Annotated in this window: 22 protein-coding genes; 16 read left to right on the forward strand and 6 right to left on the reverse strand. The window is 72.0% G+C overall.

What is annotated here, in order from left to right:
• Window positions 1-136: 136 nt before the first annotated feature.
• Both ddaH and ACGFYN_RS29385 read right to left on the reverse strand, forming a co-directional pair.
• The gene (gene ddaH / locus ACGFYN_RS29380; protein WP_393868904.1) at window positions 137-913 is read right to left on the reverse strand and encodes a dimethylargininase; all 777 of its coding nucleotides are present in this window, start codon (window positions 911-913) and stop codon (window positions 137-139) included.
• Between the two features lie 139 nt (window positions 914-1052).
• Entirely contained in the window at window positions 1053-2666 is a 1614-nt protein-coding gene (locus tag ACGFYN_RS29385; RefSeq protein ID WP_393868905.1) for an ABC-F family ATP-binding cassette domain-containing protein, read from the reverse strand.
• A gap of 343 nt (window positions 2667-3009) precedes the next feature.
• On the opposite strand from ACGFYN_RS29385, the gene ACGFYN_RS29390 reads away from it, so the two are divergent.
• Both ACGFYN_RS29390 and ACGFYN_RS29395 read left to right on the forward strand, forming a co-directional pair.
• The gene (locus tag ACGFYN_RS29390; protein WP_393868906.1) at window positions 3010-3621 is read left to right on the forward strand and encodes a GPP34 family phosphoprotein; all 612 of its coding nucleotides are present in this window, start codon (window positions 3010-3012) and stop codon (window positions 3619-3621) included.
• A 65-nt stretch (window positions 3622-3686) separates the two neighbouring features.
• Window positions 3687-4523 (forward strand): isocitrate lyase/phosphoenolpyruvate mutase family protein, encoded by an 837-nt coding sequence (locus ACGFYN_RS29395; protein WP_393868907.1) that lies wholly within the window; start codon window positions 3687-3689, stop codon window positions 4521-4523.
• Here the strand turns inward: ACGFYN_RS29395 and ACGFYN_RS29400 are convergent.
• On the reverse strand, window positions 4520-4936 hold the full coding sequence (locus ACGFYN_RS29400) for an SsgA family sporulation/cell division regulator (protein WP_393868908.1): 417 nt from the start codon (window positions 4934-4936) through the stop codon (window positions 4520-4522). The two genes, ACGFYN_RS29395 and ACGFYN_RS29400, sit on opposite strands and share 4 nt — an antisense overlap.
• 277 nt (window positions 4937-5213) lie before the next feature.
• Between ACGFYN_RS29400 and ACGFYN_RS29405 the strand changes: the two genes are divergently transcribed.
• Window positions 5214-6308: a WD40/YVTN/BNR-like repeat-containing protein gene (locus ACGFYN_RS29405; protein WP_393868909.1), complete on the forward strand. Its 1095-nt coding sequence runs from the start codon at window positions 5214-5216 to the stop codon at window positions 6306-6308.
• A gap of 112 nt (window positions 6309-6420) precedes the next feature.
• Window positions 6421-6753, forward strand: coding sequence for a plasmid stabilization protein (locus ACGFYN_RS29410; RefSeq protein WP_393868910.1), 333 nt, complete (start codon window positions 6421-6423; stop codon window positions 6751-6753).
• Between the two features lie 10 nt (window positions 6754-6763).
• Here ACGFYN_RS29410 and ACGFYN_RS29415 read toward each other — a convergent pair whose 3' ends face one another.
• Window positions 6764-7060 carry a YciI family protein gene (locus ACGFYN_RS29415; RefSeq protein ID WP_393868911.1) on the reverse strand — a complete coding sequence of 99 codons (297 nt, stop codon included), beginning with the start codon at window positions 7058-7060 and terminating at the stop codon, window positions 6764-6766.
• A gap of 49 nt (window positions 7061-7109) precedes the next feature.
• Here ACGFYN_RS29415 and ACGFYN_RS29420 point away from each other — a divergent pair, with 49 nt between their 5' ends.
• Together ACGFYN_RS29420 and mmpA are read left to right on the forward strand one after the other, a co-directional pair.
• Window positions 7110-7805, forward strand: a complete 696-nt coding sequence (locus ACGFYN_RS29420; RefSeq protein ID WP_393868912.1) for an endonuclease V — start codon at window positions 7110-7112, stop codon at window positions 7803-7805.
• A 202-nt stretch (window positions 7806-8007) separates the two neighbouring features.
• Window positions 8008-8154: a morphogenic membrane protein MmpA gene (gene mmpA / locus ACGFYN_RS29425; protein ID WP_330281581.1), complete on the forward strand. Its 147-nt coding sequence runs from the start codon at window positions 8008-8010 to the stop codon at window positions 8152-8154.
• Window positions 8155-8190: 36 nt separating this feature from the next.
• On the opposite strand, the gene ACGFYN_RS29430 is transcribed toward mmpA, so the two are convergent.
• Entirely contained in the window at window positions 8191-9369 is a 1179-nt protein-coding gene (locus ACGFYN_RS29430) for a saccharopine dehydrogenase family protein (RefSeq protein ID WP_393868913.1), read from the reverse strand.
• Between the two features lie 90 nt (window positions 9370-9459).
• Between ACGFYN_RS29430 and ACGFYN_RS29435 the strand changes: the two genes are divergently transcribed.
• The 8 genes from ACGFYN_RS29435 to ACGFYN_RS29470 all read left to right on the forward strand — a co-directional run bounded on the left by ACGFYN_RS29435 (window position 9460) and on the right by ACGFYN_RS29470 (window position 17009).
• Window positions 9460-9840, forward strand: a complete 381-nt coding sequence (locus tag ACGFYN_RS29435) for an MmcQ/YjbR family DNA-binding protein (protein WP_393868914.1) — start codon at window positions 9460-9462, stop codon at window positions 9838-9840.
• A 117-nt stretch (window positions 9841-9957) separates the two neighbouring features.
• On the forward strand, window positions 9958-11115 hold the full coding sequence (locus ACGFYN_RS29440) for a CaiB/BaiF CoA transferase family protein (RefSeq protein WP_393868915.1): 1158 nt from the start codon (window positions 9958-9960) through the stop codon (window positions 11113-11115).
• Window positions 11112-12254 carry an acyl-CoA dehydrogenase family protein gene (locus ACGFYN_RS29445; RefSeq protein ID WP_393868916.1) on the forward strand — a complete coding sequence of 381 codons (1143 nt, stop codon included), beginning with the start codon at window positions 11112-11114 and terminating at the stop codon, window positions 12252-12254. Before ACGFYN_RS29440 ends, ACGFYN_RS29445 begins: the two co-directional genes overlap by 4 nt.
• A gap of 63 nt (window positions 12255-12317) precedes the next feature.
• Complete coding sequence (locus ACGFYN_RS29450; protein WP_393868917.1) at window positions 12318-13532, forward strand: acetyl-CoA C-acetyltransferase; 1215 nt, start codon at window positions 12318-12320, stop codon at window positions 13530-13532.
• A gap of 41 nt (window positions 13533-13573) precedes the next feature.
• Entirely contained in the window at window positions 13574-15751 is a 2178-nt protein-coding gene (locus ACGFYN_RS29455; RefSeq protein WP_393868918.1) for a 3-hydroxyacyl-CoA dehydrogenase NAD-binding domain-containing protein, read from the forward strand.
• A 125-nt stretch (window positions 15752-15876) separates the two neighbouring features.
• Window positions 15877-16011 (forward strand): hypothetical protein, encoded by a 135-nt coding sequence (locus tag ACGFYN_RS29460; RefSeq protein WP_393868919.1) that lies wholly within the window; start codon window positions 15877-15879, stop codon window positions 16009-16011.
• Entirely contained in the window at window positions 16012-16737 is a 726-nt protein-coding gene (locus tag ACGFYN_RS29465; RefSeq protein ID WP_393868920.1) for a thiamine pyrophosphate-binding protein, read from the forward strand.
• Window positions 16647-17009 (forward strand): SDR family oxidoreductase, encoded by a 363-nt coding sequence (locus ACGFYN_RS29470; RefSeq protein WP_393868921.1) that lies wholly within the window; start codon window positions 16647-16649, stop codon window positions 17007-17009. The genes ACGFYN_RS29465 and ACGFYN_RS29470 overlap by 91 nt, the downstream gene beginning before the upstream one ends.
• On the opposite strand, the gene ACGFYN_RS29475 is transcribed toward ACGFYN_RS29470, so the two are convergent.
• On the reverse strand, window positions 16986-17723 hold the full coding sequence (locus tag ACGFYN_RS29475) for a MerR family transcriptional regulator (RefSeq protein ID WP_393868922.1): 738 nt from the start codon (window positions 17721-17723) through the stop codon (window positions 16986-16988). The genes ACGFYN_RS29470 and ACGFYN_RS29475 overlap by 24 nt on opposite strands.
• Before the next feature lie 243 nt (window positions 17724-17966).
• Between ACGFYN_RS29475 and ACGFYN_RS29480 the strand changes: the two genes are divergently transcribed.
• A complete protein-coding gene (locus ACGFYN_RS29480; protein WP_393868923.1) occupies window positions 17967-19433 on the forward strand; it encodes an amino acid permease in 1467 nt (488 codons plus the stop codon).
• 148 nt (window positions 19434-19581) lie between these two features.
• Complete coding sequence (locus tag ACGFYN_RS29485; RefSeq protein ID WP_393868924.1) at window positions 19582-20484, forward strand: PfkB family carbohydrate kinase; 903 nt, start codon at window positions 19582-19584, stop codon at window positions 20482-20484.
• Window positions 20485-20527 lie beyond the last annotated feature (43 nt).

Here is a 20527-nt window from a genome sequence, read left to right on the forward strand (position 1 = left end):
CCGTAGGTTACGTAGCCGTAGGTTAAGGACACCGTAAAGATCCCTGATCAGGTGGGCTGCCCAAGGCTCCCGAGGCCATGTCAAGACGGTCCGGGAGTCGCAGGTCCCAGCGCCGCAAGGGTGAGGCCGGCACCCGTCAGGCGTACAGATCCCGCAGCCGGACCGAGAGGCATGTCACACAGCCTTCGAGCTTCTCGAACTCGCTGATGTCGACCACGACCGGCTCGAAGCCGAGATCGGCGAGCAGCTCCGCGGACTTCGGGGCGCTCGCCGCCATCAGCAGCTTCTGGCCGCCGAGCAGCACCACGTGGGCGCCGCTCTCCTCGGGCACCGACAGGAAGCGCGGGAAGAGCGAGGGCCGGTCCACCTTCGGGATGTGCCCGACGACCGTCCCGTCGGGCAGCGCGGTGACCGCCGACTTCAGATGCAGCACCTTGCTCACGGGGACGGCGACGACCCGCGCCCCCAGCGGCTCGAAGGCGGCCCGCAGCTGCTGGACGCCGGCCGCGTTGGTGCGCCCGCCCCGGCCGACGTAGATGGTGTCGTCGATCTTCAGAACGTCGCCGCCGTCCAGGGTGCCCGGCTCCCAGATCCAGTTCACCGAGCAGCCCAGGCGCGCCACGGCCTCCTCGACCCCGGCCGTCTCGTCCCGCCGGGAGTCGGCGCCGGGCCGGGTGATCAGCGCGACGTTCCTGTACATGACGACGGTGTCCTCGACGAACACCGAGTCGGGGCAGTCGTCCTCGGGGTCGACCTCGACGGTCTCCCAGCCGTGCGTGCCCAGGGCCTCGACATAGGCCTCCCACTGCTCCACCGCGAGATCGGCGTCGGCCTTCTCCCGTTCGATGTGCGTGACCAGGCCGTCGGCCAGGCGCGGACTCGGGCGGCGGACGAGGGCCTTCTTGCTGGGCACGACGGGACTCCGTAACGGCGGGACGGTGGACCGGGCCCCTTGGAGAGGGACCCGGACCGCCATCATGCAGCGCACATGTGCGCGGGCAAAACCCCCGTTGCCAGGATGTGCCCCTCCTGAGATGCGCTTCCCGGACGCTTCATCCGACCTCCTCCGGTGCGGTCTCCTGCAACTCGCCGTCCATCAGCAGCCATCGGGTGATCCCGATCGACTCCAGGAACGGCAGGTCGTGGCTGGCCACGATCAGTGCTCCTTCGTACGACTCCAGGGCCGACGTCAGCTGCCGGACGCTCGCGATGTCGAGGTTGTTCGTCGGCTCGTCGAGCATCAGCAGCTGCGGGGCCGGCTCGGCGAGCATCAGCGCGGCCAGGGCCGCCCGGAAGCGCTCGCCGCCGGACAGCGTCGCCGCCCGCTGGTCGGCGCGGGCGCCGCGGAACAGGAAGCGGGCCAGCCGCGCCCGGATCCGGTTGTTGGTGGCGCCCGGCGCGAACCGGGCCACGTTCTCGGCGACGGACAGCTCGTCGTCGAGGACATCCAGCCGCTGCGGCAGGAATCGCAGCGGCACGTGCGCGTGCACCTCGCCCGAGACCGGCGCCAGCTCACCGGCGATCGTCCGCAGCAGCGTGGTCTTGCCCGCGCCGTTGCGCCCGATCAGCGCGATCCGCTCCGGGCCGCGCAGATCCAGCCCGCCGGCCACGCGCGCGCCGTAGGCGAGTTCCAGCTCCCGCAGGGTGAGCACGTCACGGCCCGGCGGTACGGCCGTGAACGGCAGGTCGACGCGGATCTCGTCGTCGTCCCGCACGGCGTCCGCCGCCTCGTCGAGGCGCTCCTTCGCCTCGGTGAGCTTCTCCTCGTGCATGATGCGGTGCTTGCCCGCGGACTCCTGTGCCGCGCGCTTGCGCGCCCCCATGACGATCTTCGGTTCGCGCTTCTGGTCCCACATCTTCTGCCCGTAGCGCTTGCGACGGGCCAGCTTGACCTGGGCGTCGGCCAGTTCGCGCTTCTGTTTGCGGTAGTCGGCCTCGGCGACGCGCACCATGCGCTCCGCGGCCTCCTGCTCGGTGGCGAGGGCCTCCTCGTAGGCGGAGAAGTTGCCGCCGTACCAGGTGACCTCCCCGGAGCGCAGATCGGCGATCTGGTCGACGAGTTCCAGCAGTTCGCGGTCGTGGCTGACCACGACCATGACGCCCGGCCAGGCGGACACGGCCGCGTACAGCCGTCTGCGCGCGTACAGGTCGAGGTTGTTGGTCGGCTCGTCCAGGAGCAGGACGTCCGGGCGGCGGAGCAGCAGGGCGGCCAGCCGCAGCAGCACCGACTCACCGCCCGACACCTCGCCGATGGTGCGGTCCAGGTCGATGTGGCCGAGCCCGAGTTCGCCGAGGGTGGCCAGGGCGCGCTCCTCCACGTCCCAGTCGTCGCCGACCGTCTCGAAGTGCTCCTCGGACACGTCGCCCGCCTCGATGGCGTGCAGCGCGGCCCGCCGGCCGGCGATGCCCAGCGCCTCGTCGACCCGCAGACGGGTGTCGAGGGTGACGTTCTGCGGGAGGTGGCCGACCTCGCCCGCGACGCGGACGACACCGTCGGCCGGGGCGAGTTCACCGGCGATCAGCTTCAACAGGGTCGATTTGCCGGACCCGTTGACGCCGACGAGCCCGGTCCGGCCGGGGGCGAAGGAGACGTCGAGGCCCTCGAAGACGGACGTGCCGTCGGGCCACGTGAAGGAGAGGGACGTACAGGTGATGGATGGAGACATGCGGGCCTCGCGGTTGCTTGATGCGGTCAGGGGCAAACGCGTATCGAGACACCGGGGACCTACGGCAGGAGAGGGGAGTTCCGGAGATGGAGAAGGCCTCGAAGAGATGAGGGGGCCTGGGGCATGAGAAATGCCCCGTTCCGTCGGGACGGCTCGACTGCCGAGGTCGCACGCGGCGCACACACCTGTGGTGTGTCACACGGTGTCTCAGGACCTCAGAGGAGCAACGTCCTTCTCCGATCGACGGCAACAGAAGCGCTTTACACCGTACGAGCGCCTCTGGCGGCTGTCAACGCATTAACGAACTACCGTGATCTTGACGACGCCGCACCAAGGAGACCTCGTGCCCCACGGTTCGCTCTCGCTCCCGGCCCGGCTGTGCCTCCTCGCCTGGGACCCCACCGGCACCGAGGTCGCCGCCGCGCACCTGGTGCGGGCCGGCGCCCTCACCGAGCTGGTCCGGCGCGGCCTGCTCACCGACGAGGACGGCATCGCCACCCCGGCCGACCTGGACACCCTCACCGGGGACGCCGTCCTCGACGGGCTGCTGGAACTGGTCCGCGAGTCGATGCCGCACCGGTGGCGGGCGTGGGTGGGCCTGCACGCGCGCGTGCAGGCGGACGCCGTGCGGGAGCAGCTGACCGCCGAGGGGTGGCTGCGCGCGGAGAAGAAGCGTGTGCTCGGTGTCTTCCCGAGCGTGGAGCACGTGCTGGAGCGCGCGGACGCCGTGGACGTCCTGCGGCAGGAGGCGCGGGACGTGTGGCAGGGGCGCGGGGAGGTCTCCGAGCAGGAGGCCGCCGCCGTGGCTCTCGCCGCAGCCGGGGGCGTACGCGGCCTGGTCCCGGACGGGGACGACCGTGAGCAGCTCAAGGAGCGCGTCGAGGAACTCGTCGAGCGCAGCGGGGTGGGCGGGGTGCTCGGCGAGCTGTGTTCGGCCCTGACGCCGGCCGTCTGAGCCTCCGGCGTACGTGTCGGATTTCTGCCAGCCCCCGCCCCGTGCCCGCTGGTTGAGTGGGCGGTATGACGACGAACGAGATCCTTCGCGCGCGTGCCCTCGCCTTCCGCTCCCTGCACGTCCCCGGTACTCCGCTCGTCCTGCCGAACGCCTGGGACATCACCAGTGCCCGCATCGTCGAGGACGCCGGTGCCGCCGCCGTCGCGACCACGAGCGCGGGTCTCGCGTGGGCGCTCGGCGCGGCGGACGGCGACCGGCTGGAGCGTGCCGTGGCCCTCGGCGCAGTGGCCCGGATCGCCGCCGCCGTGGAGGTGCCCGTCAGCGCGGACATCGAGTCGGGCTACGCGCGGGACGCGGCGGGCGTCGCGAGCACGATCCGCGCGGTGATCGAGGCGGGCGCGGTCGGCGTGAACATCGAGGACGCGCTCTACGAGGAAGGGACGGGGCCGTTGCGTCCCGTCGCGGAGCAGGCCGAGCGGATCGCCGCCGCCCGGGAGGCGGCCGACGCGGCCGGGGTGCCGCTGTTCGTCAACGTCCGCATCGACACGTTCCTCAGGAGCGCCGGGGGAGTGGACGAGACCCTGGAGCGGGCGGCCGCCTTCCTCGCGGCGGGCGCCGACGGGATCTTCGTCCCCGGGGCCGTCGACCCGGGGGCGGTCAAGCTCCTCGTCGACGGGATCGAGGGGCCGCTGAACGTGATGGCGGGCCCGGGCGCACCGCCGGTCGCCGAACTGGCCGCGCTCGGCGTCGCCAGGGTGAGCGTCGGCTCCGGCATCGCGCAGGCCGCACACGCACTGGTCCGGCGCGCCGCAGGGGAGCTGCTGGGCGCGGGGACGTACGACTCGCTGGCGGGCGGGCTCGACTACGGCGAGCTCAACACGCTGATGGGCGGGGGCCGTTAGGCCGCGTCGCGCATCAGTTCCGCGAGGTCGTGGTCGAGGTCCAGCTGCAGGTGCTCCATGCCGACGGGCACCAGGGCGTTGGTGGCGGAGAGGAACCGGTTTATCGCGTCCGAGTGGACGTGTACGACGGCGGTGCCCTCGGGGGCGTGGAACTCCATGACGGTGCGGTCGTAGCCGTAGGGGCGCACGCGGACGTCGCCGTCACCCGCGGGCTCCTCCAGGCCGTCCGTGAGGAGTTCGCGCGAGAAGGTCCAGCAGACCTCCACGCCCTCCAGCGTGGCCGGGGCGGGGAAGGTCATGCGGACGGCGAACGGATCGCGGCGGTCGTAGTGCAGCGTCGCGGGGATGCTGGGCATACGTGGCGCGGCGGCCACGAGGCGGGCCTCCACGGGCTGCTCGATGACGGTGGACAACGCCTTGCTCCCTTGTTGACGGCTGGACGGATGGGCGGTGGGCAGATCGAGCCGGGCTCAGGTGCCGATCGGGCCGGGCACTGCTAGAGACGCCGGAATCAGCCAATCCGTGCACCCCGATTCCGAGTGACCTCCGTCACCGCGTTCATTCACAGGAGTGACGGGGTCCACTTTCCGTGCACTGCGGGGCATTTGTGGTTCGGACGGGCCCTCTGGACGGTGTCCGCAGGGTGGACTAGCTTCGCCCGCCATGAGGCGCATGGGGAGCTCGCGACGAATGAGACCTACGTTCCGCACGGTGGCCGCGGGGGCGGTGTGTTCGGCGGCGCTGGCCGCGCCGACCGCCGCACCCGCGCAGGCACAGGCACAGGCACCCGCACAGACACAGGGGCATCGGGCACCCCACTGGGAGCTCAAGGACACCGGCGCGAGCGGCGTGCGCTTCCGCGGTCTGTCGGCCGTGGGCCGGGATGCCGCCTGGGTGGCCGGCACCAAGGGCACCGTGCTGCGCACCACCGACGGCGGGGCGAGCTGGCGCGATGTCTCGCCGCCGGGCGCCGGCGAGCTGGAGTTCCGGGACATCGAGGCGTTCGACGCGCGGCGGGCCGTGGTGCTCGCCATCGGCGAGGGCGAGGCGTCCCGCGTCTACCGCACCGACGACGGCGGCGCGACCTGGACCGAGTCCTTCCGCAACACCGACGCCAAGGCCTTCTACGACTGCATGGCCTTCTTCGACCACCGCCACGGCCTGGCCATGAGCGACCCGGTGGACGGCAGGTTCCGCATCCTGTCGACCGCGGACGGCGGCCGCTCCTGGAAGGTGCTGCCCGGCGACGGCATGCCGGCCGCCCTGGACGGGGAGGCGGGCTTCGCGGCGAGCGGCCAGTGCCTGGTCGCCTCCGGCCCGTCGGACGCCTGGCTGGCGACCGGAGGCGGTGCACGCGCGCGTGTGCTGCACTCCCGCGACCGCGGGCGCACCTGGACGGCGGCCGACACCCCGATCCCGGCCGGCGACCCGGCCAAGGGCGTCTTCGCGCTCGCCTTCCGCGACCCCACCCACGGCCTCGCCGTCGGCGGCGACTACCGCCCCGACCAGACCTCGCCGCAGGCCGCCGCTCGCAGCGCCGACGGCGGCCGCACCTGGCAGCCGGCCGCCGAGCCGCCGCCCGCCTACCGCTCCGGCGCCGCCTGGCTCCCGCACAGCCGCACCACCGCCCTCGCGGTCGGCCCCACGGGCACCGATGTGACCACCGACGGCGGCCGCACCTGGCGGACGGTCGACACCGGCTCGTACGACACCGTCGACTGCGTACCCGGTCCCACCTGCTGGGCGGCGGGCGAGCAGGGGCGGGTGGCCCGGCTGGAACGCTGACGTAGGACGCCGGAAGGCGGGTACTCGTTCCCTGCCGCAAAGGCCCGTCAAAGGTCCGTCACAGGCATGTCGACGGCATCTCGACGGCCCGTCGCAGACGAAGGGAGCGATCATGCCGGCCGGTTCCAGCCCCAAGCGTGAGCGCCAGTACGAGCACATCAAGCAGAGCGCACAGGACCGGGGCGAGAGCGCGGGGCGCGCCAAGGAGATCGCCTCGCGCACCGTGAACAAGGAACGCGCCCGCTCCGGTGAGTCCCGGACCGCCGGCCGCAGCTCCAAGCAGGACATGTCGTCCGGCGAGCGCGGCGGCCGGCGGTCGGGCAGCGGCTCGCAGGGGCCCACCCGAGACCAGCTCTACAACGAGGCCAGGCAGCGTGGCATCGAAGGCCGTTCGAATATGAACAAGGGCCAGCTGCAGCGCGCCCTGAACGCCAAGAAGAGCTGAGCCGCGCGGCTCAGCCGATCGCCTGCCGATGGTGCGCAAGCTCCGGAGCCGTCTTCGTGGCGAGGAACTCCGTGATGCGGTACGCGCACACACCGGCGACGGCGAGCGGGTCGCCCGCGACGATCTCCTCGATGCGCGCCCGGTCCTCCGCGACGGCGAGGATCACTCCGCCGTCGCGGGGGTCCTTGCGCCCCGACGCCAGGAAGAAGCCCTTGCCGTACTGCTCGTCCAGCCACGCCACATGGTCCGGCAGCAGGGCGTCCACGGCATCGAGCGGGGCGGTGTAGGTCAGGTCCAGTACGAACATGATCACGAGCCTACGCCGCACCTTCCGGGCCCGTACGCTCGTCCCCATCATGACGACCGTAAGCATCCCCGCGGGCTGGCCCGCGACCGAGGAAGAGGCCCGCGCCGTCCAGGACGAGCTGCGCGAGCGCGTACTGCTCGACGCGGCGGGACCGCCGCCCGGCGCGGGGTACGTGACCGGTGTCGACGTGGCCTACGACGACGAGCGGGACGTCGTAGCCGCCGCGGCGGTGGTCCTCGACGCGGGGACCCTCGACGTCGTCGAGGAGGCCACGGCGGTCGGCCGGATCTCCTTCCCGTACGTGCCGGGGCTGCTCGCCTTCCGCGAGATCCCCACGGTCCTCGCCGCCCTCGACGCCCTGGTGCGCCCGCCCGGCCTGGTCGTCTGCGACGGCTACGGCCTCGCCCACCCGCGCCGCTTCGGCCTCGCCAGCCACCTAGGCGTCCTCACGGGCCTGCCCACGATCGGCGTCGCCAAGAACCCGTTCACCTTCGCCCACGACGATCCGGGTGCCGCGCGAGGCAGCACCTCACCGCTGCTGGCGGGCACCGAGGAGGTCGGCCGGGCCCTGCGCACCCGCGACGCCGTCAAGCCGGTCTTCGTCTCCGTCGGACACCGCGTCGACCTGGAGAACGCCTGCGCCCACACCCTGGCGCTGACCCCCGCCTACCGGCTCCCGGAGACCACGCGCAGGGCGGACGCGCTGTGCCGCCGGGCGCTTCAGGAGGCGACGATCCGGCACTGACCGACCTCGCGGTGCTGCGAGTAGCAGACCGCCGCCCCAGTTGGCGCTTCTTCCGCCAAGTGGGGCGGGACCATGGGCTGCGCCGTCGGAAAGTCTCACATCGCGCTCGCGGGCGTAGGCATGCACGCGTCGCGATCTGAGTACGTGTACTGAGTAGCCGTACGGATGTGGGCGCCGTGTGCCGGCGGACAGGCTGTGCCGCATGACGACGCACCGGGCCCCGAAGCCCCTCGCCGACCCCAACCGTCCCGTCGAGCGTGCCGTGACGGCCGTGCTGATCCTCGCCGTGCTGGCCGGGGTCGGCTGGATCGCCGGGATGATCTACACCGTGGCCGGCTGGTCGCTCTAGGACGAACCCGCGCCCGGCCGGGACCCGTTCGCCCCCTCAGCGGCCGGCGGCGACCCGGAAGGTGATGCCGGCTCCGCGCAGCCGCTCGATCAGCGCGTCGCCCATCGCCACCGCCGTGGTCACCTGGCCGGAGGTCGGCGGCAGGTCGTCGAAGGCCAGCGACAGCGCCGACTCGGCGAACATCTTGGCCGTCTCGCCGTAGCCGGGGTCGCCGCCCGCGACCTCCGTGAACACCCGCCGGCCGCCGCCCTCGCCCACGAAGCGGACCTTGAACCAGCTCTTCGCGCGCTTCTCGGCGTCCGGCCCCTCGCCGGGCTTGAGCCGGTCCGACAACCAGCGCCGCGCGGGCGGCAGTTGGGCCGCCGCGAACACGCCGCTCACCGCCGCGACCCCGGCCAGCGCGACGGGCAGATGGCGCACCGCCGCGTAGTGCCGGTAGCGGAAGTCGGGGCCGTAGCGCTCCAGGGCCTTCGCGGAGCGGTGCACGATCTGCGGGTCGATGGTCGGCAGGGGCAGCGCCCACGCGCCGACCTCCTTGGCGAACTTCGGTGCTCCGGTGGGCACGGCGGCCCGCCGCCCCACCAGGCGCGGCTCGTGCCGCCCGCGGTCCCGTTCGGCGGCCAGCATCGGACGCACCCGGGCGAACTGGTTGAGCGCCGAGGCGAACGTACCGCCCGAGAAGGTGGCGTCCGCCGTCACGTATCCGTCCACGGTCAGCGGGACGCCCTCGGGCAGCTGCCGGACGGTGAAGTACGCGCCCAGGTCGTGCGGGATCGAGTCGTAGCCGCAGGCGTGCACCAGCCGTGCGCCGGTCTCCTGCGCGCGTGCGTCGTGGCGCACGTACGTGAGGTCCACGAACTCGGGCTCGCCGCAGAGGTCGAGGTAGTCCGTGCCGCTGTCGGCGCAGGCGGCCACGAGATCCTCGCCGTAGGTGACGTACGGGCCGACCGTCGTGGCCACCACGCGTGCCTGCTCGGCGAGCTCGCGCAGGCCGGCCGGGTCGGACACGTCCGCCCGCAGCACGCCGACCTTCCCGGCGCCGGGCAGCCGTCCGCGCAGCCGCTCCAGCTTGCTCTCGCTGCGGCCCGCGATCGCCCAGCGCAGCCCGTCGGGCGCGTGCGCGGCGAGGTACTCCGCGGTGAGCTCCCCGACGAAGCCGGTGGCCCCGAAAAGCACGATGTCGTACGGACGGTCCGCCCTGTTCAGCCTGCTCATGACACCCCTCGGTCCGCTGCACGCGCCGTTGTCGGTGGCCGAGGTTAGCGTGAGGAGTGCGGAGCCCGACGACGAGCCCGGAGGCAGAGCTTGGCCGTGACCGAAAATGCCCTGAAGAAGTGGGAGAAGGCGCGCGAATTCGCTCTCGGCCTGCCCGGCGGTGTCGAGGAGTTCCCCTGGGGCGAGTCCGTCGCGAAGGTCAACAGGAAGGTGTTCGTCTTCCTCGGTGTCACCGACGGCAGCCATCCGCTCGGCGTGACGGTGAAGCTCAGGGACGAGGCCGCCCACGCGCATGCCCTGACCTTCCCGGGCGCCGAGCCCTCCGGGTACGGGCTGGGCAAGGCCGGCTGGGTCCGCATCCCGCTCCAGGAGCGGGGCGCGCCGACGGCCGAGCTGCTGTGCGAGTGGGTGGAGGAGAGCTACCGGGCGATCGCGCCGAAGCGGCTGACGGCGGAGCTGGACGCGCGCTGAGCCGCCGATGGCCCCGACAATTGGCTAAGCGCTTGCTCGCCCAGGTCTTGTGTTCAGTGCGGCGGGTTCTTAGCATCACTGGTGTTACATCAGTTGTGTCACAGTGCTGGGGGCTTGATGACAACGGCAGAGACGCCGGCCGGGCAGGGCCCGCTCAGCGGTGTGCGCGTGGTCGAGCTGGCCGGGATCGGGCCGGGCCCGTTCGCCGCCATGCTCCTCGCCGACCTGGGCGCCGACGTGGTCCGCGTGGACCGCCCCGGCGGCGCCGGGCTCGCGATCGACCCCGCGTACGACGTCACCAACCGCAACAAGCGCTCGGTGATCGTCGACCTGAAGTCCGCGGACGGCGCCGCGCGCGTCCTGGACCTCGCCGAACGCGCCGACGTCCTCATCGAGGGCTACCGCCCCGGCGTCGCCGAACGCCTCGGCGTCGGCCCCGAGGCCTGCCACGCCCGCAACCCGGGGCTCGTCTACGGCCGCATGACCGGCTGGGGCCAGGACGGCCCCCTCGCCCAGCGCGCCGGCCACGACGTCGCCTACATCGCGCTCACCGGCACCCTCGGCGTGATCGGCGACCCGGACCGGCCGCCGGCCGTCCCCGCCAACCTCCTCGGCGACTACGCGGGCGGCTCCCTCTACCTCGTCGTCGGCGTCCTCGCCGCCCTGCACCACGCGCGCGCCGGCGGCACCGGCCAGGTCGTGGACGCCGCCATCGTCGACGGCACCGCCCACCTCTCCGCGATGATCCACGGCATGCTCGCCGCCGGCGGCTGGCAGGACCGGCGCGGCGCCAACCTCCTGGACGGCGGCTGCCCGTACTACGGCACGTACGAGACGGCCGACGGCAGGTACATGGCGGTCGGCTCCCTCGAGCCGCAGTTCTACGAGGAGTTCGTGAACCTGCTCGGCGTCCCCGAGCACGCCGAGACCCGCAAGGACTGGGCCCGCTGGGGCGAACTGCGCACCGCGGTCGCCGCCCGCTTCAAGTCCCGCACGCAGCAGGAGTGGGCGGCCCTCTTCGAGGGCTCCGACGCGTGCGTGGCGCCCGTGCTGTCGCTGCGCGAGGCCCCGCACCACCCCCATCTCGCCGCCCGCGGCACCTTCACCGACCACGGCGGCATCACCCAGCCCGCGCCGGCGCCGCGCTTCTCCGCGACCCCGACGGCCGTACGGACCGGCCCGGCGCAACCCGGGGCGGACACCGCGGGCGTGGCGCGCGACTGGGACGTACCCGACCTCATGAAGGACCAGGAACCCATGAAGGGCCCCGAATGAAGCGGCAGATCTTCGCCCCCGAGCACGACGCGTTCCGCGAGACGGTGCGCGCCTTCCTGGCCAGGGAGGTGCTGCCGTACTACGAGCAGTGGGAGAAGGACGGCATCGTCTCCCGCGGGGCCTGGCGGGCGGCCGGAAAGCAGGGCCTGCTCGGCCTCGCCGTGCCCGAGGAGTACGGGGGCGGCGGCACCGCCGACTTCCGCTACAGCGCCGTCCTCGCCGAGGAGTTCACGCGCGCGGGCGCGGCCGGCCTCGCCCTCGGCCTGCACAACGACATCATCGGCCCGTACCTGACCTCGCTCGCCACCGACGAGCAGCGGAGCCGCTGGCTGCCCGGCTTCTGCGACGGTTCGATCATCACCGCCATCGCCATGACCGAACCGGGCGCCGGCTCCGACCTGCAGGGCATCCGCACCCACGCGGAGGACCGCGGCGACCACTGGCTGCTCAACGGCGCCAAGACGTTCATCTCCAACGGCATCCTCGCCGACCTGGTGGTCGTGGTCGCGAAGACGACCCCGGAGGGCGGTGCGCGCGGGCTGTCGCTGCTGGTCGTCGAACGCGGCATGGAAGGCTTCGAGCGCGGCCGCAACCTCGACAAGATCGGCCAGAAGGCGCAGGACACGGCCGAGTTGTTCTTCAACGACGTCCGCGTGCCGAAGGAGAACCTCCTCGGCACGCGCGACGGCGCGTTCGTGCACCTGATGACGAACCTCGCCCAGGAGCGTCTGAGCATCGCCGTCTCGGCGATCGCCGCCGCCGAGCACCTGCTGGAGATCACCACCGACTACGTCAAGGAGCGCGAGGCCTTCGGCCGCCCGCTCGCCACCAAGCAGCACGTGCGCTTCGAGATAGCCGAGATGGCCACCGAGTGCGCCGTCACCCGCACCTTCCTCGACCGCTGCATCGAGGACCACTCGGACGGCACGCTCGACGCCGTGCACGCATCCATGGCCAAGTGGTGGGCGACCGAGCTGCAGAAGCGCGTCGCCGACCGCTGCCTCCAACTGCACGGCGGCTACGGCTACATGACCGAGTACCCGGTCGCGCGGGCCTTCACCGACGGCCGCATCCAGACCATCTACGGCGGCACGACCGAGATCATGAAGGAGATCATCGGCCGTTCGCTGCTCGGCTGAAGCTTCTCGGCCGGCCGACCCTCATCCCCTGCCGGCCCACCCTCACCCCCGAAAGGCTTGCTTGTGAGCACCGAAGCGTACGTGTACGACGCGATCCGCACCCCGCGCGGCCGCGGCAAGGCGAACGGCGCCCTGCACGGCACCAAGCCCATCGACCTGGTCGTCGGGCTCATCCATGAGCTCCGGGTCCGCTTCCCGGGCCTGGACCCGGCCGCGATCGACGACATCGTGCTCGGCGTCGTCGGCCCGGTCGGCGACCAGGGCTCCGACATCGCCCGTATCGCCGCGATCGCCGCCGGACTGCCGGACACGGTCGCGGGTGTGCAGGAGAACCGCTTCTGTGCCTCGGGTCTGGAAGCCGTCAACATGGCCGCCGCCAAGGTCCGTTCGGGCTTCGAGGACCTCGTCCTCGCGGGCGGCGTCGAGTCCATGTCCCGGGTGCCCATGGCCTCCGACGGCGGCGCCTGGTTCAACGATCCGATGACCAACCTCGCCACCAACTTCGTGCCGCAGGGCATCGGCGCCGACCTCATCGCCACCATCGAGGGCTTCACCCGCCGCGACGTCGACGAGTACGCGGCCCTCTCGCAGGAGCGCGCGGCCACGGCCGTCAAGGAGAACCGCTTCGAGCGCTCGCTCGTCCCGGTCAAGGACCGCGGCGGCCTCGTCGTCCTCGACCACGACGAGCACCTGCGCCCGGGCACCACGGCCGACTCCCTCGCCAAGCTGAAGCCGTCCTTCGCGGACATCGGCGACCTCGGCGGCTTCGACGCCGTGGCACTGCAGAAGTACCACTGGGTCGAGAAGATCGACCACGTCCACCACGCGGGCAACTCCTCCGGCATCGTGGACGGCGCCTCGCTGGTGGCGATCGGCACCAAGGAGGTCGGCGAGCGGTACGGCCTCACCGCGCGCGCGCGGATCGTCTCCGCGGCGGTCTCCGGCTCGGAGCCCACGATCATGCTCACCGGCCCCGCGCCCGCCACCCGCAAGGCACTCGCCAAGGCCGGGCTGACCATCGACGACATCGACCTCGTCGAGATCAACGAGGCCTTCGCGGCGGTCGTCCTGCGCTTCGTCAAGGACATGGGCCTGTCCCTGGACAAGGTCAACGTCAACGGCGGCGCGATCGCCCTCGGCCACCCGCTCGGCGCGACCGGCGCGATGATCCTCGGCACGCTCCTCGACGAACTGGAGCGCCAGGACAAGCGCTACGGCCTCGCGACCCTCTGCGTCGGCGGCGGCATGGGCATCGCCACGATCGTCGAGCGCGTCTGAAGACCCCAGCGGCCACACGAGACTTCTACGGAGATCCCCTCATGACCGAGAGCACCACCATCCGCTGGGAACAGGACGAGACCGGCGTCGTCACCCTCGTCCTCGACGACCCCAACCAGTCCGCGAACACCATGAACCAGGCGTTCCGCGACTCCCTCGCCTCCGTCACCGACCGCCTGGAGGCCGAGAAGGACTCCATCCGCGGCATCGTCTTCACCTCCGCCAAGAAGACCTTCTTCGCCGGCGGCGACCTGCGCGACCTCATCCGGGTCACCCCGGAGACCGCGCAGGACCTCTTCGACGGCGGCATGGCGATCAAGCGCAACCTGCGCCGCATCGAGACCCTGGGCAAGCCGGTGGTCGCCGCCATCAACGGCGCGGCCCTGGGCGGCGGTTACGAGCTCGCCCTCGCCTGCCACCACCGCGTCGCCCTCGACGCACCGGGTTCCAAGATCGGCTGCCCCGAGGTCACGCTGGGACTGCTGCCCGGCGGCGGCGGAGTCGTCCGCACGGTCCGCCTGCTCGGCATCGCCGACGCCCTGCTGAAGGTGCTGCTCCAGGGCACCCAGTACAGCCCGCGGCGCGCCCTCGACAACGGCCTGGTCCACGAAGTCGCCGCCACCCAGGACGAGATGCTCGCCAAGGCCCGCGCCTTCATCGACGCCAACCCCGAGTCGCAGCAGCCCTGGGACAAGCCGGGCTACCGCATCCCGGGCGGCACCCCCGCCAACCCCAGGTTCGCGGCCAACCTGCCCGCCTTCCCGGCCAACCTGCGCAAGCAGACGGGCGGCGCGCCCTACCCGGCGCCGCGCAACATCCTCGCCGCGGCCGTCGAGGGCTCGCAGGTCGACTTCGAGACCGCGCAGGTCATCGAGGCCCGCTACTTCGTCGAACTGGCCGCGGGCCAGACCTCGAAGAACATGATCCAGGCGTTCTTCTTCGACCTCCAGGCCGTCAACTCCGGCGCCAACCGCCCCAAGGGGATCGAGTCCCGCAAGGTCCGCAAGGTCGCCGTCCTCGGCGCCGGGATGATGGGCGCGGGCATCGCCTACTCCTGCGCCCGCGCGGGCATCGAGGTCGTCCTGAAGGACGTCTCCCTGGAGGCGGCCGTCAAGGGCAAGGCCTACTCCGAGAAGCTGTGCGCCAAGGCCGTCTCCCGCGGCCGTACGACACAGGAGAAGGCGGACGCCCTGCTCGCGCTCATCACGCCGGCGGCGGACCCGCAGGACGTGGCCGGCTGCGACGCCGTGATCGAGGCCGTCTTCGAGAACCCCGAGCTCAAGCACAAGGTCTTCCAGGAGATCCAGCACGTCGTCGAGCCGGACGCGCTGCTGTGCTCCAACACCTCCACCCTGCCGATCACCGTGCTGGCCGAAGGCGTGGAGCGACAGGGCGACTTCATCGGTCTGCACTTCTTCTCGCCGGTCGACAAGATGCCCCTCGTCGAGATCATCAAGGGCGAGCGCACCGGCGACGAGGCCCTGGCACGCGCCTTCGACCTGGTCCGCCAGATCAACAAGACGCCGATCGTCGTCAACGACTCCCGCGGCTTCTTCACCTCCCGCGTCATCGGCCACTTCATCAACGAGGGCGTCGCCATGGTCGGCGAGGGCATCGAGCCCGCCTCGGTCGAGCAGGCGGCGGCGCAGGCCGGCTACCCGGCCAAGGTCCTGTCCCTCATGGACGAGCTGACGCTGACCCTCCCGCGCAAGATCCGCAACGAGTCGAAGCGGGCCGTCGAGGAGGCCGGAGGCACCTGGCCGGCGCACCCCGCCGAGGCCGTCATCGACCGTATGGTCGACGAGTTCGACCGCCCCGGCCGCAGCGGGGGAGCGGGCTTCTACGACTACGACGAGAACGGCAAGCGGGCGGGCCTGTGGCCGGGCCTGCGCGAGCACTTCACCAAGCCGGGTCACGAGATCCCCTTCGAGGACATGCAGGAACGCATGCTCTTCTCCGAGGCCCTCGACACGGTCAAGCTCATCGAGGAGGGCGTCCTCACGTCCGTCGCCGACGCCAACATCGGCTCCATCTTCGGCATCGGCTTCCCCGGCTGGACCGGCGGCATCCTCCAGTACATCAACGGCTACGAGGGTGGCCTGCCCGGCTTCGTGGCCCGCGCCCGCGAGCTGTCCGAGCGCTACGGCGACCGCTTCGACCCGCCGGCCCTGCTGGTGGAGAAGGCGGAGAAGGGGGAGCGCTTCACGGACGCCGGCTGAGCAACGTGCGCGGGTGAGAGCCTACGTACCGCTGAGCGGTACGTAGGTCTTGCGCCCCGCCCCCCGGGCCCTCGACGCTGACCTGCGAACGCTCCGCACGGCCACCGTCCCCCTGAGGAGCCGCCATGGGTCAGCGTCCGGCCCTCGCCGTCCTGGACATCCTGCGCGGCGAGGGCGTGAACCGCGTCTTCGGCAATCCCGGCACCGCCGAACTCCCCTTCCTGGCAGCCCTCGCGGACGCCCACGGCGAACCCGAGTAGGTGCTCGGTGTCCACGAGGGCTCCGTCGTCGCCATGGCCGACGGCTACGCCCGCGGCACCGGCCGCCCGGCCTTCGTGAGCCTGCACATCGCCGCAGGCCTCGCCAACGACCTGATCGGCCGGCTCAACGCCCGCCGCCCCCGCGCCCCGCTCGTCGTGGCGGCGGGGCAGCAGGACGGCCGCCACCTCCAGCAGGACCCCACGCTCTCCGGCGACCTGATCGGCCTGGCCACCCCGGCGGTGAAGGCGGTGTTCGACATCCGGCACGCCCGCGACCTGCCGCCGGCCCTGCGCCGCGCCTTCGCCCTCGCCATACGGCCGCCCGCAGGACCGGTGTTCCTGTCCCTGCCCATGGACGTGCTCGGCGAGGACATCGAGGTCGAGGTCCCGGCCCGCGCCCCCGCTCGGCCCGGCCGCCGGCCTGGAGCGCGCCGCGCTGCCGCTCGGCGCCGCGGCCCGCCCCGCGATCGTCGCCGGGGGCGGCGTGGGCCGCGAGGGCACCGTCGCCGCCCTGGTCCGCACCGCGGAGGCGTGTGGGGGCCGTCGTCCACCACCAGCCGAGGGCCGACTGCCATCAATCTGGCGGCGCCGTTCGTGGTGACCCGGGCCGCGCTGTCGTATCTGAGGGCGGTCGGGTGGGGCCGCGTCGTCAGCATCGTCTGCGCCGCGGTGTTCACCGCACCGCCCGGCATGGTCCCCCTACGTCACCCTCGAAGACGGGCCTGATCGGCTTCACGCGCGCGCTGGCCTCGGCGCTCGGCCCGTACGGCGTCACCGTCAACGCGATCGCGCCGAGCATGGTGCGCACCGCCACCGCCACCGCCGAGCGGACGGTCGGCGCGGGCGGCGGCTTCGAGGCCGTCCGCGCCGGACAGGTCGTGCGGCGCTCCCAGGAGCCGCCCGACCTGGTCTCGACCCTGCTGTACGTGGTGGACGAGGGCAGCGGCTTTCGGACCGGGCAGACGCTCAACGTGTCAGGCGGATCGGCCTTCCTGTGACTCCGGCTGGGTGTCCGCGAGCCACTGGTGCACCTCTTCCTTGAGCGAGCGCTGGAAGGTCGTCAGCAGCGCCTGCACCACCAGGGGCTGCATGTGCGCCGACAGCAGCTTCACGTCCTGCTCGTCCCGCTCGGACACCTCGCTGCGGAACAGCTGCGACAGCTCGTGCGCCGCCGCGCGCGAGTGCTCGATCAGCACCTTGCGCGAGGCGAGGATGGCCGCCTCGGACAGCGGTACGTCCAGGAGCTGCACCCCGAGGCGGAGCAGCCCGGAGTCGACGCGGAAGGCCTCCCCTTCGGCCCGGACGACCCCCATGGCGGCGAGCCGCTCGGTGTCGTCCTCGCTCAGCGGGCGCCCGGCCCGGCGGTGCAGTTCCTCGGCCGTGAGCGTCTCCACGGTGTCCGGCGCCCAGGACGCCACGACGGCCCGGTGGATCGCCAGGTCGTGATGGCTGAGGTCGGGCGGCAGCTGCTCCATGTAGCGCTCGATCGCAGCGAGCGTCATGCCCTGGTGCTGGAGCTCCTCGATGAGCGCCAGCCGGGCCAGGTGCTGCTGCCCGTAGTGGCCGACCCGGCGCGGACCGATCACCGGCGGGGGGAGCAGCCCCTTGGTGCTGTAGAAGCGGACCGTGCGGACGGTGATGCCGGCCCGCGCGGCCAGTTCGTCGACCGTGAGCGTCGGCTCCCCGGTGTCGCTGTCGGTGTCGGTCGTCATGTGCAGCAGTATCGCTGTCTCACCAGAACTGTGAAACCCGTACGGCGTGGTCGTCCGGGCACGTGAGGTACTTGTGAGGCGTGTGTGAGAAGCACCGCTGTGTGATCTATGCCATCGCATGCGCCCGGGGGACTGGGGGAAGGTGCCGCGTTGGTCCGCGTTCCCCCACCGAGTGCGCGGGCCCCTGTACGTCCGGAGAACCCGAGCGCGATCCGCTCGGGCGCACCAGAGAGTGGTACCCCCGTGAGCAAGGACGCCGTCACCACGGCACAGGTCGCCCCCCACGGCGACGCGGCCCCGACGCCCGCGGACGCGGGCGACGCCGGCTACAGCAAGGGCCTCAAGCACCGCCACGTCAACATGATCGCCATCGGCGGCGCGATCGGCACCGGACTCTTCCTGGGTGCCGGAGGGCGCCTGCACAGCGCGGGCCCCGCGCTCGCGATCGCCTACCTCGTCTGCGGCGTCTTCGCCTTCTTCGTGGTCCGGGCGCTCGGCGAACTGGTCCTCTACCGCCCGTCCTCCGGGTCCTTCGTGTCCTACGCCCGTGAGTTCCTGGGCGAGAAGGGCGCCTACGTCGCCGGCTGGATGTACTTCCTGAACTGGTCGACGACCGGTATCGCCGACATCACCGCCATCGCGCTCTACACGCACTACTGGAGCATGTTCACGAGCATCCCGCAGTGGGTGCTGGCCCTGATCGCGCTCGCCGTGGTCCTGGCCGTGAACCTGATCTCGGTGAAGATCTTCGGCGAGATGGAGTTCTGGTTCGCGATCGTCAAGGTCGCCACCCTGGTCGGCTTCATGCTGATCGGCATCTGGCTGCTGGCCACCCGGCACGAGGTGGGCGGCCGCACCCCGGGCACGAGCGTGATCTCCGACCACGGCGGCGTCCTGCCGCACGGCATGATGCCGGTCGTCCTGGTCATGCAGGGCGTGATCTTCGCGTACGCCGCCCTCGAACTGGTCGGCGTCGCGGCGGGCGAGACCGCCGAGCCGGAGAAGGTCGTCCCGCGCGCGGTGAACTCGATCATGTGGCGCGTGGGCCTGTTCTACGTGGGCTCGGTCGTCCTCCTCGCGCTTCTGCTGCCCGGCTCGGTCTACTCGGCGGACGAGAGCCCCTTCGTCACCGTGCTGTCGAAGATCGGCGTGTCCGGCGCGGGCGACGTGATGAACCTGGTGGTCCTGACGGCCGCGATGTCGTCCCTGAACTCGGGCCTGTACTCCACGGGCCGCATCCTGCGCTCGATGGCCATGGCCGGCTCGGCGCCCAGGTTCACCGGCCGTATGAACCGCAGCCAGGTCCCCTACGGCGGCATCCTGCTCACCTGCGCGGTGTGCGTGCTCGGCGTCGGCCTCAACTACCTCATGCCGGGCCAGGCCTTCGAGATCGTGCTGAACGTGGCCTCGCTCGGCATCGTGTCGACCTGGGTGATCATCATGATCTGCCACCTGGTCTTCGTCCGCCGCGCGAAGGCGGGCCTGCTCTCCCGCCCGTCCTTCCGCCTCCCCGGCAGCCCGGTCACCGAGATCACCACGATCGCCTTCCTCGTCGCCGTCCTCGGCCTGATGTGGAACGACCCCGACGTCGGCCGCAAGACCCTCCTCCTCATCCCTGTCATCGCCGTGATGCTGGTCGCGGGCTGGTTCGGCGTACGACGCCGGGTGGCCCGCACGGAGAACCAGGAACTGACGGAGCTCACCGAGTAGCCGCGCCCGTGCCCCTTCAGGGCGCCCCCTGTGCCCGGCGGGTGAGGGCGTTCCGCCGGTAAGGTGCGGTCCGGCGAACTGCAGATCACGGAGCGACTGGTGAGGCGCGGTGTCAAGGTCACCGTGTACGACCACGGGAGGGCGGGAAATGAGTCGCGACATCGACGTTCTCGTACTGGGCGGCGCGGGTGTGGACACGATCGTGTACGTGCCGCAACTGCCGCTCCCGTACGCCGACAGCTACATGATCGAGCAGGGCATCCGTACACGGGCCGGCCAGACCGGCGACTTCGTCGCCCTGGGACTCGGCGCGCTCGGCCTGCGCGTGCACCACCTCGACATGCTCGGCGACGACCCCGAGGGCGGCCTGGTGCGCGCCCTGCACCGCGAGAAGGGCATCGCGCTCACGGCGATCCCGCAGCCCGTGGGGACCAAGCGCGCCGTCAACCTCGTCAGCCCCGACGGCAGGCGCCTGTCCCTGTACGACGCGAGCCGCACGCTGATCGAGGACCGCTTCCCGGACGACACCGTGCGCACCCTGGCCGCGGCGAGCCGCCACGTCCACGTGACCATCACCCAGCCCTGCGCCGACACCCTGCCCCTCCTGCGCGAGACGGGCGCGACGGTCTCCACCGACCTCCACGACTGGGACGGCGAGAACCCGTACCACGAGCCCTTCGCCCACGCCGCGGACGTCGTCTTCCTCTCCACCACCGCCCTCTCCGACCCGGAACGCACCATGCGCCGCATCGCCGATCGCGGCCGCGTCGAGGTGGTCGTCGCCACGGCGGGCGCGAAGGGCGCCTACCTCCTGGCCGACGACGAACTCACCCACATACCCCCCGCCGCGCCCCCGGCCCCGATCCTCGACTCCAACGGCGCGGGAGACGCCTTCGCAGCGGCCTTCCTCCACGGCTGGCTCAACCGGGAGACACCCCGCCGCAGCGCCCTGTACGGCACGATCGCCGGCGCCCACGCCTGCACGGTCGCGTCGACGGAGACGGAGCCGATAGGCCGCGACGACCTCTTGGCGCGGGCGACGGGCCTTTAGGGGCGCGGGGAACTGCGCGACCGGCCACATCCGGCCCGCAGCC

The organism is Streptomyces sp. NPDC048419, assembly GCF_043200415.1.
In the GTDB taxonomy this organism is placed as follows: Bacteria; Actinomycetota; Actinomycetes; order Streptomycetales; family Streptomycetaceae; genus Streptomyces.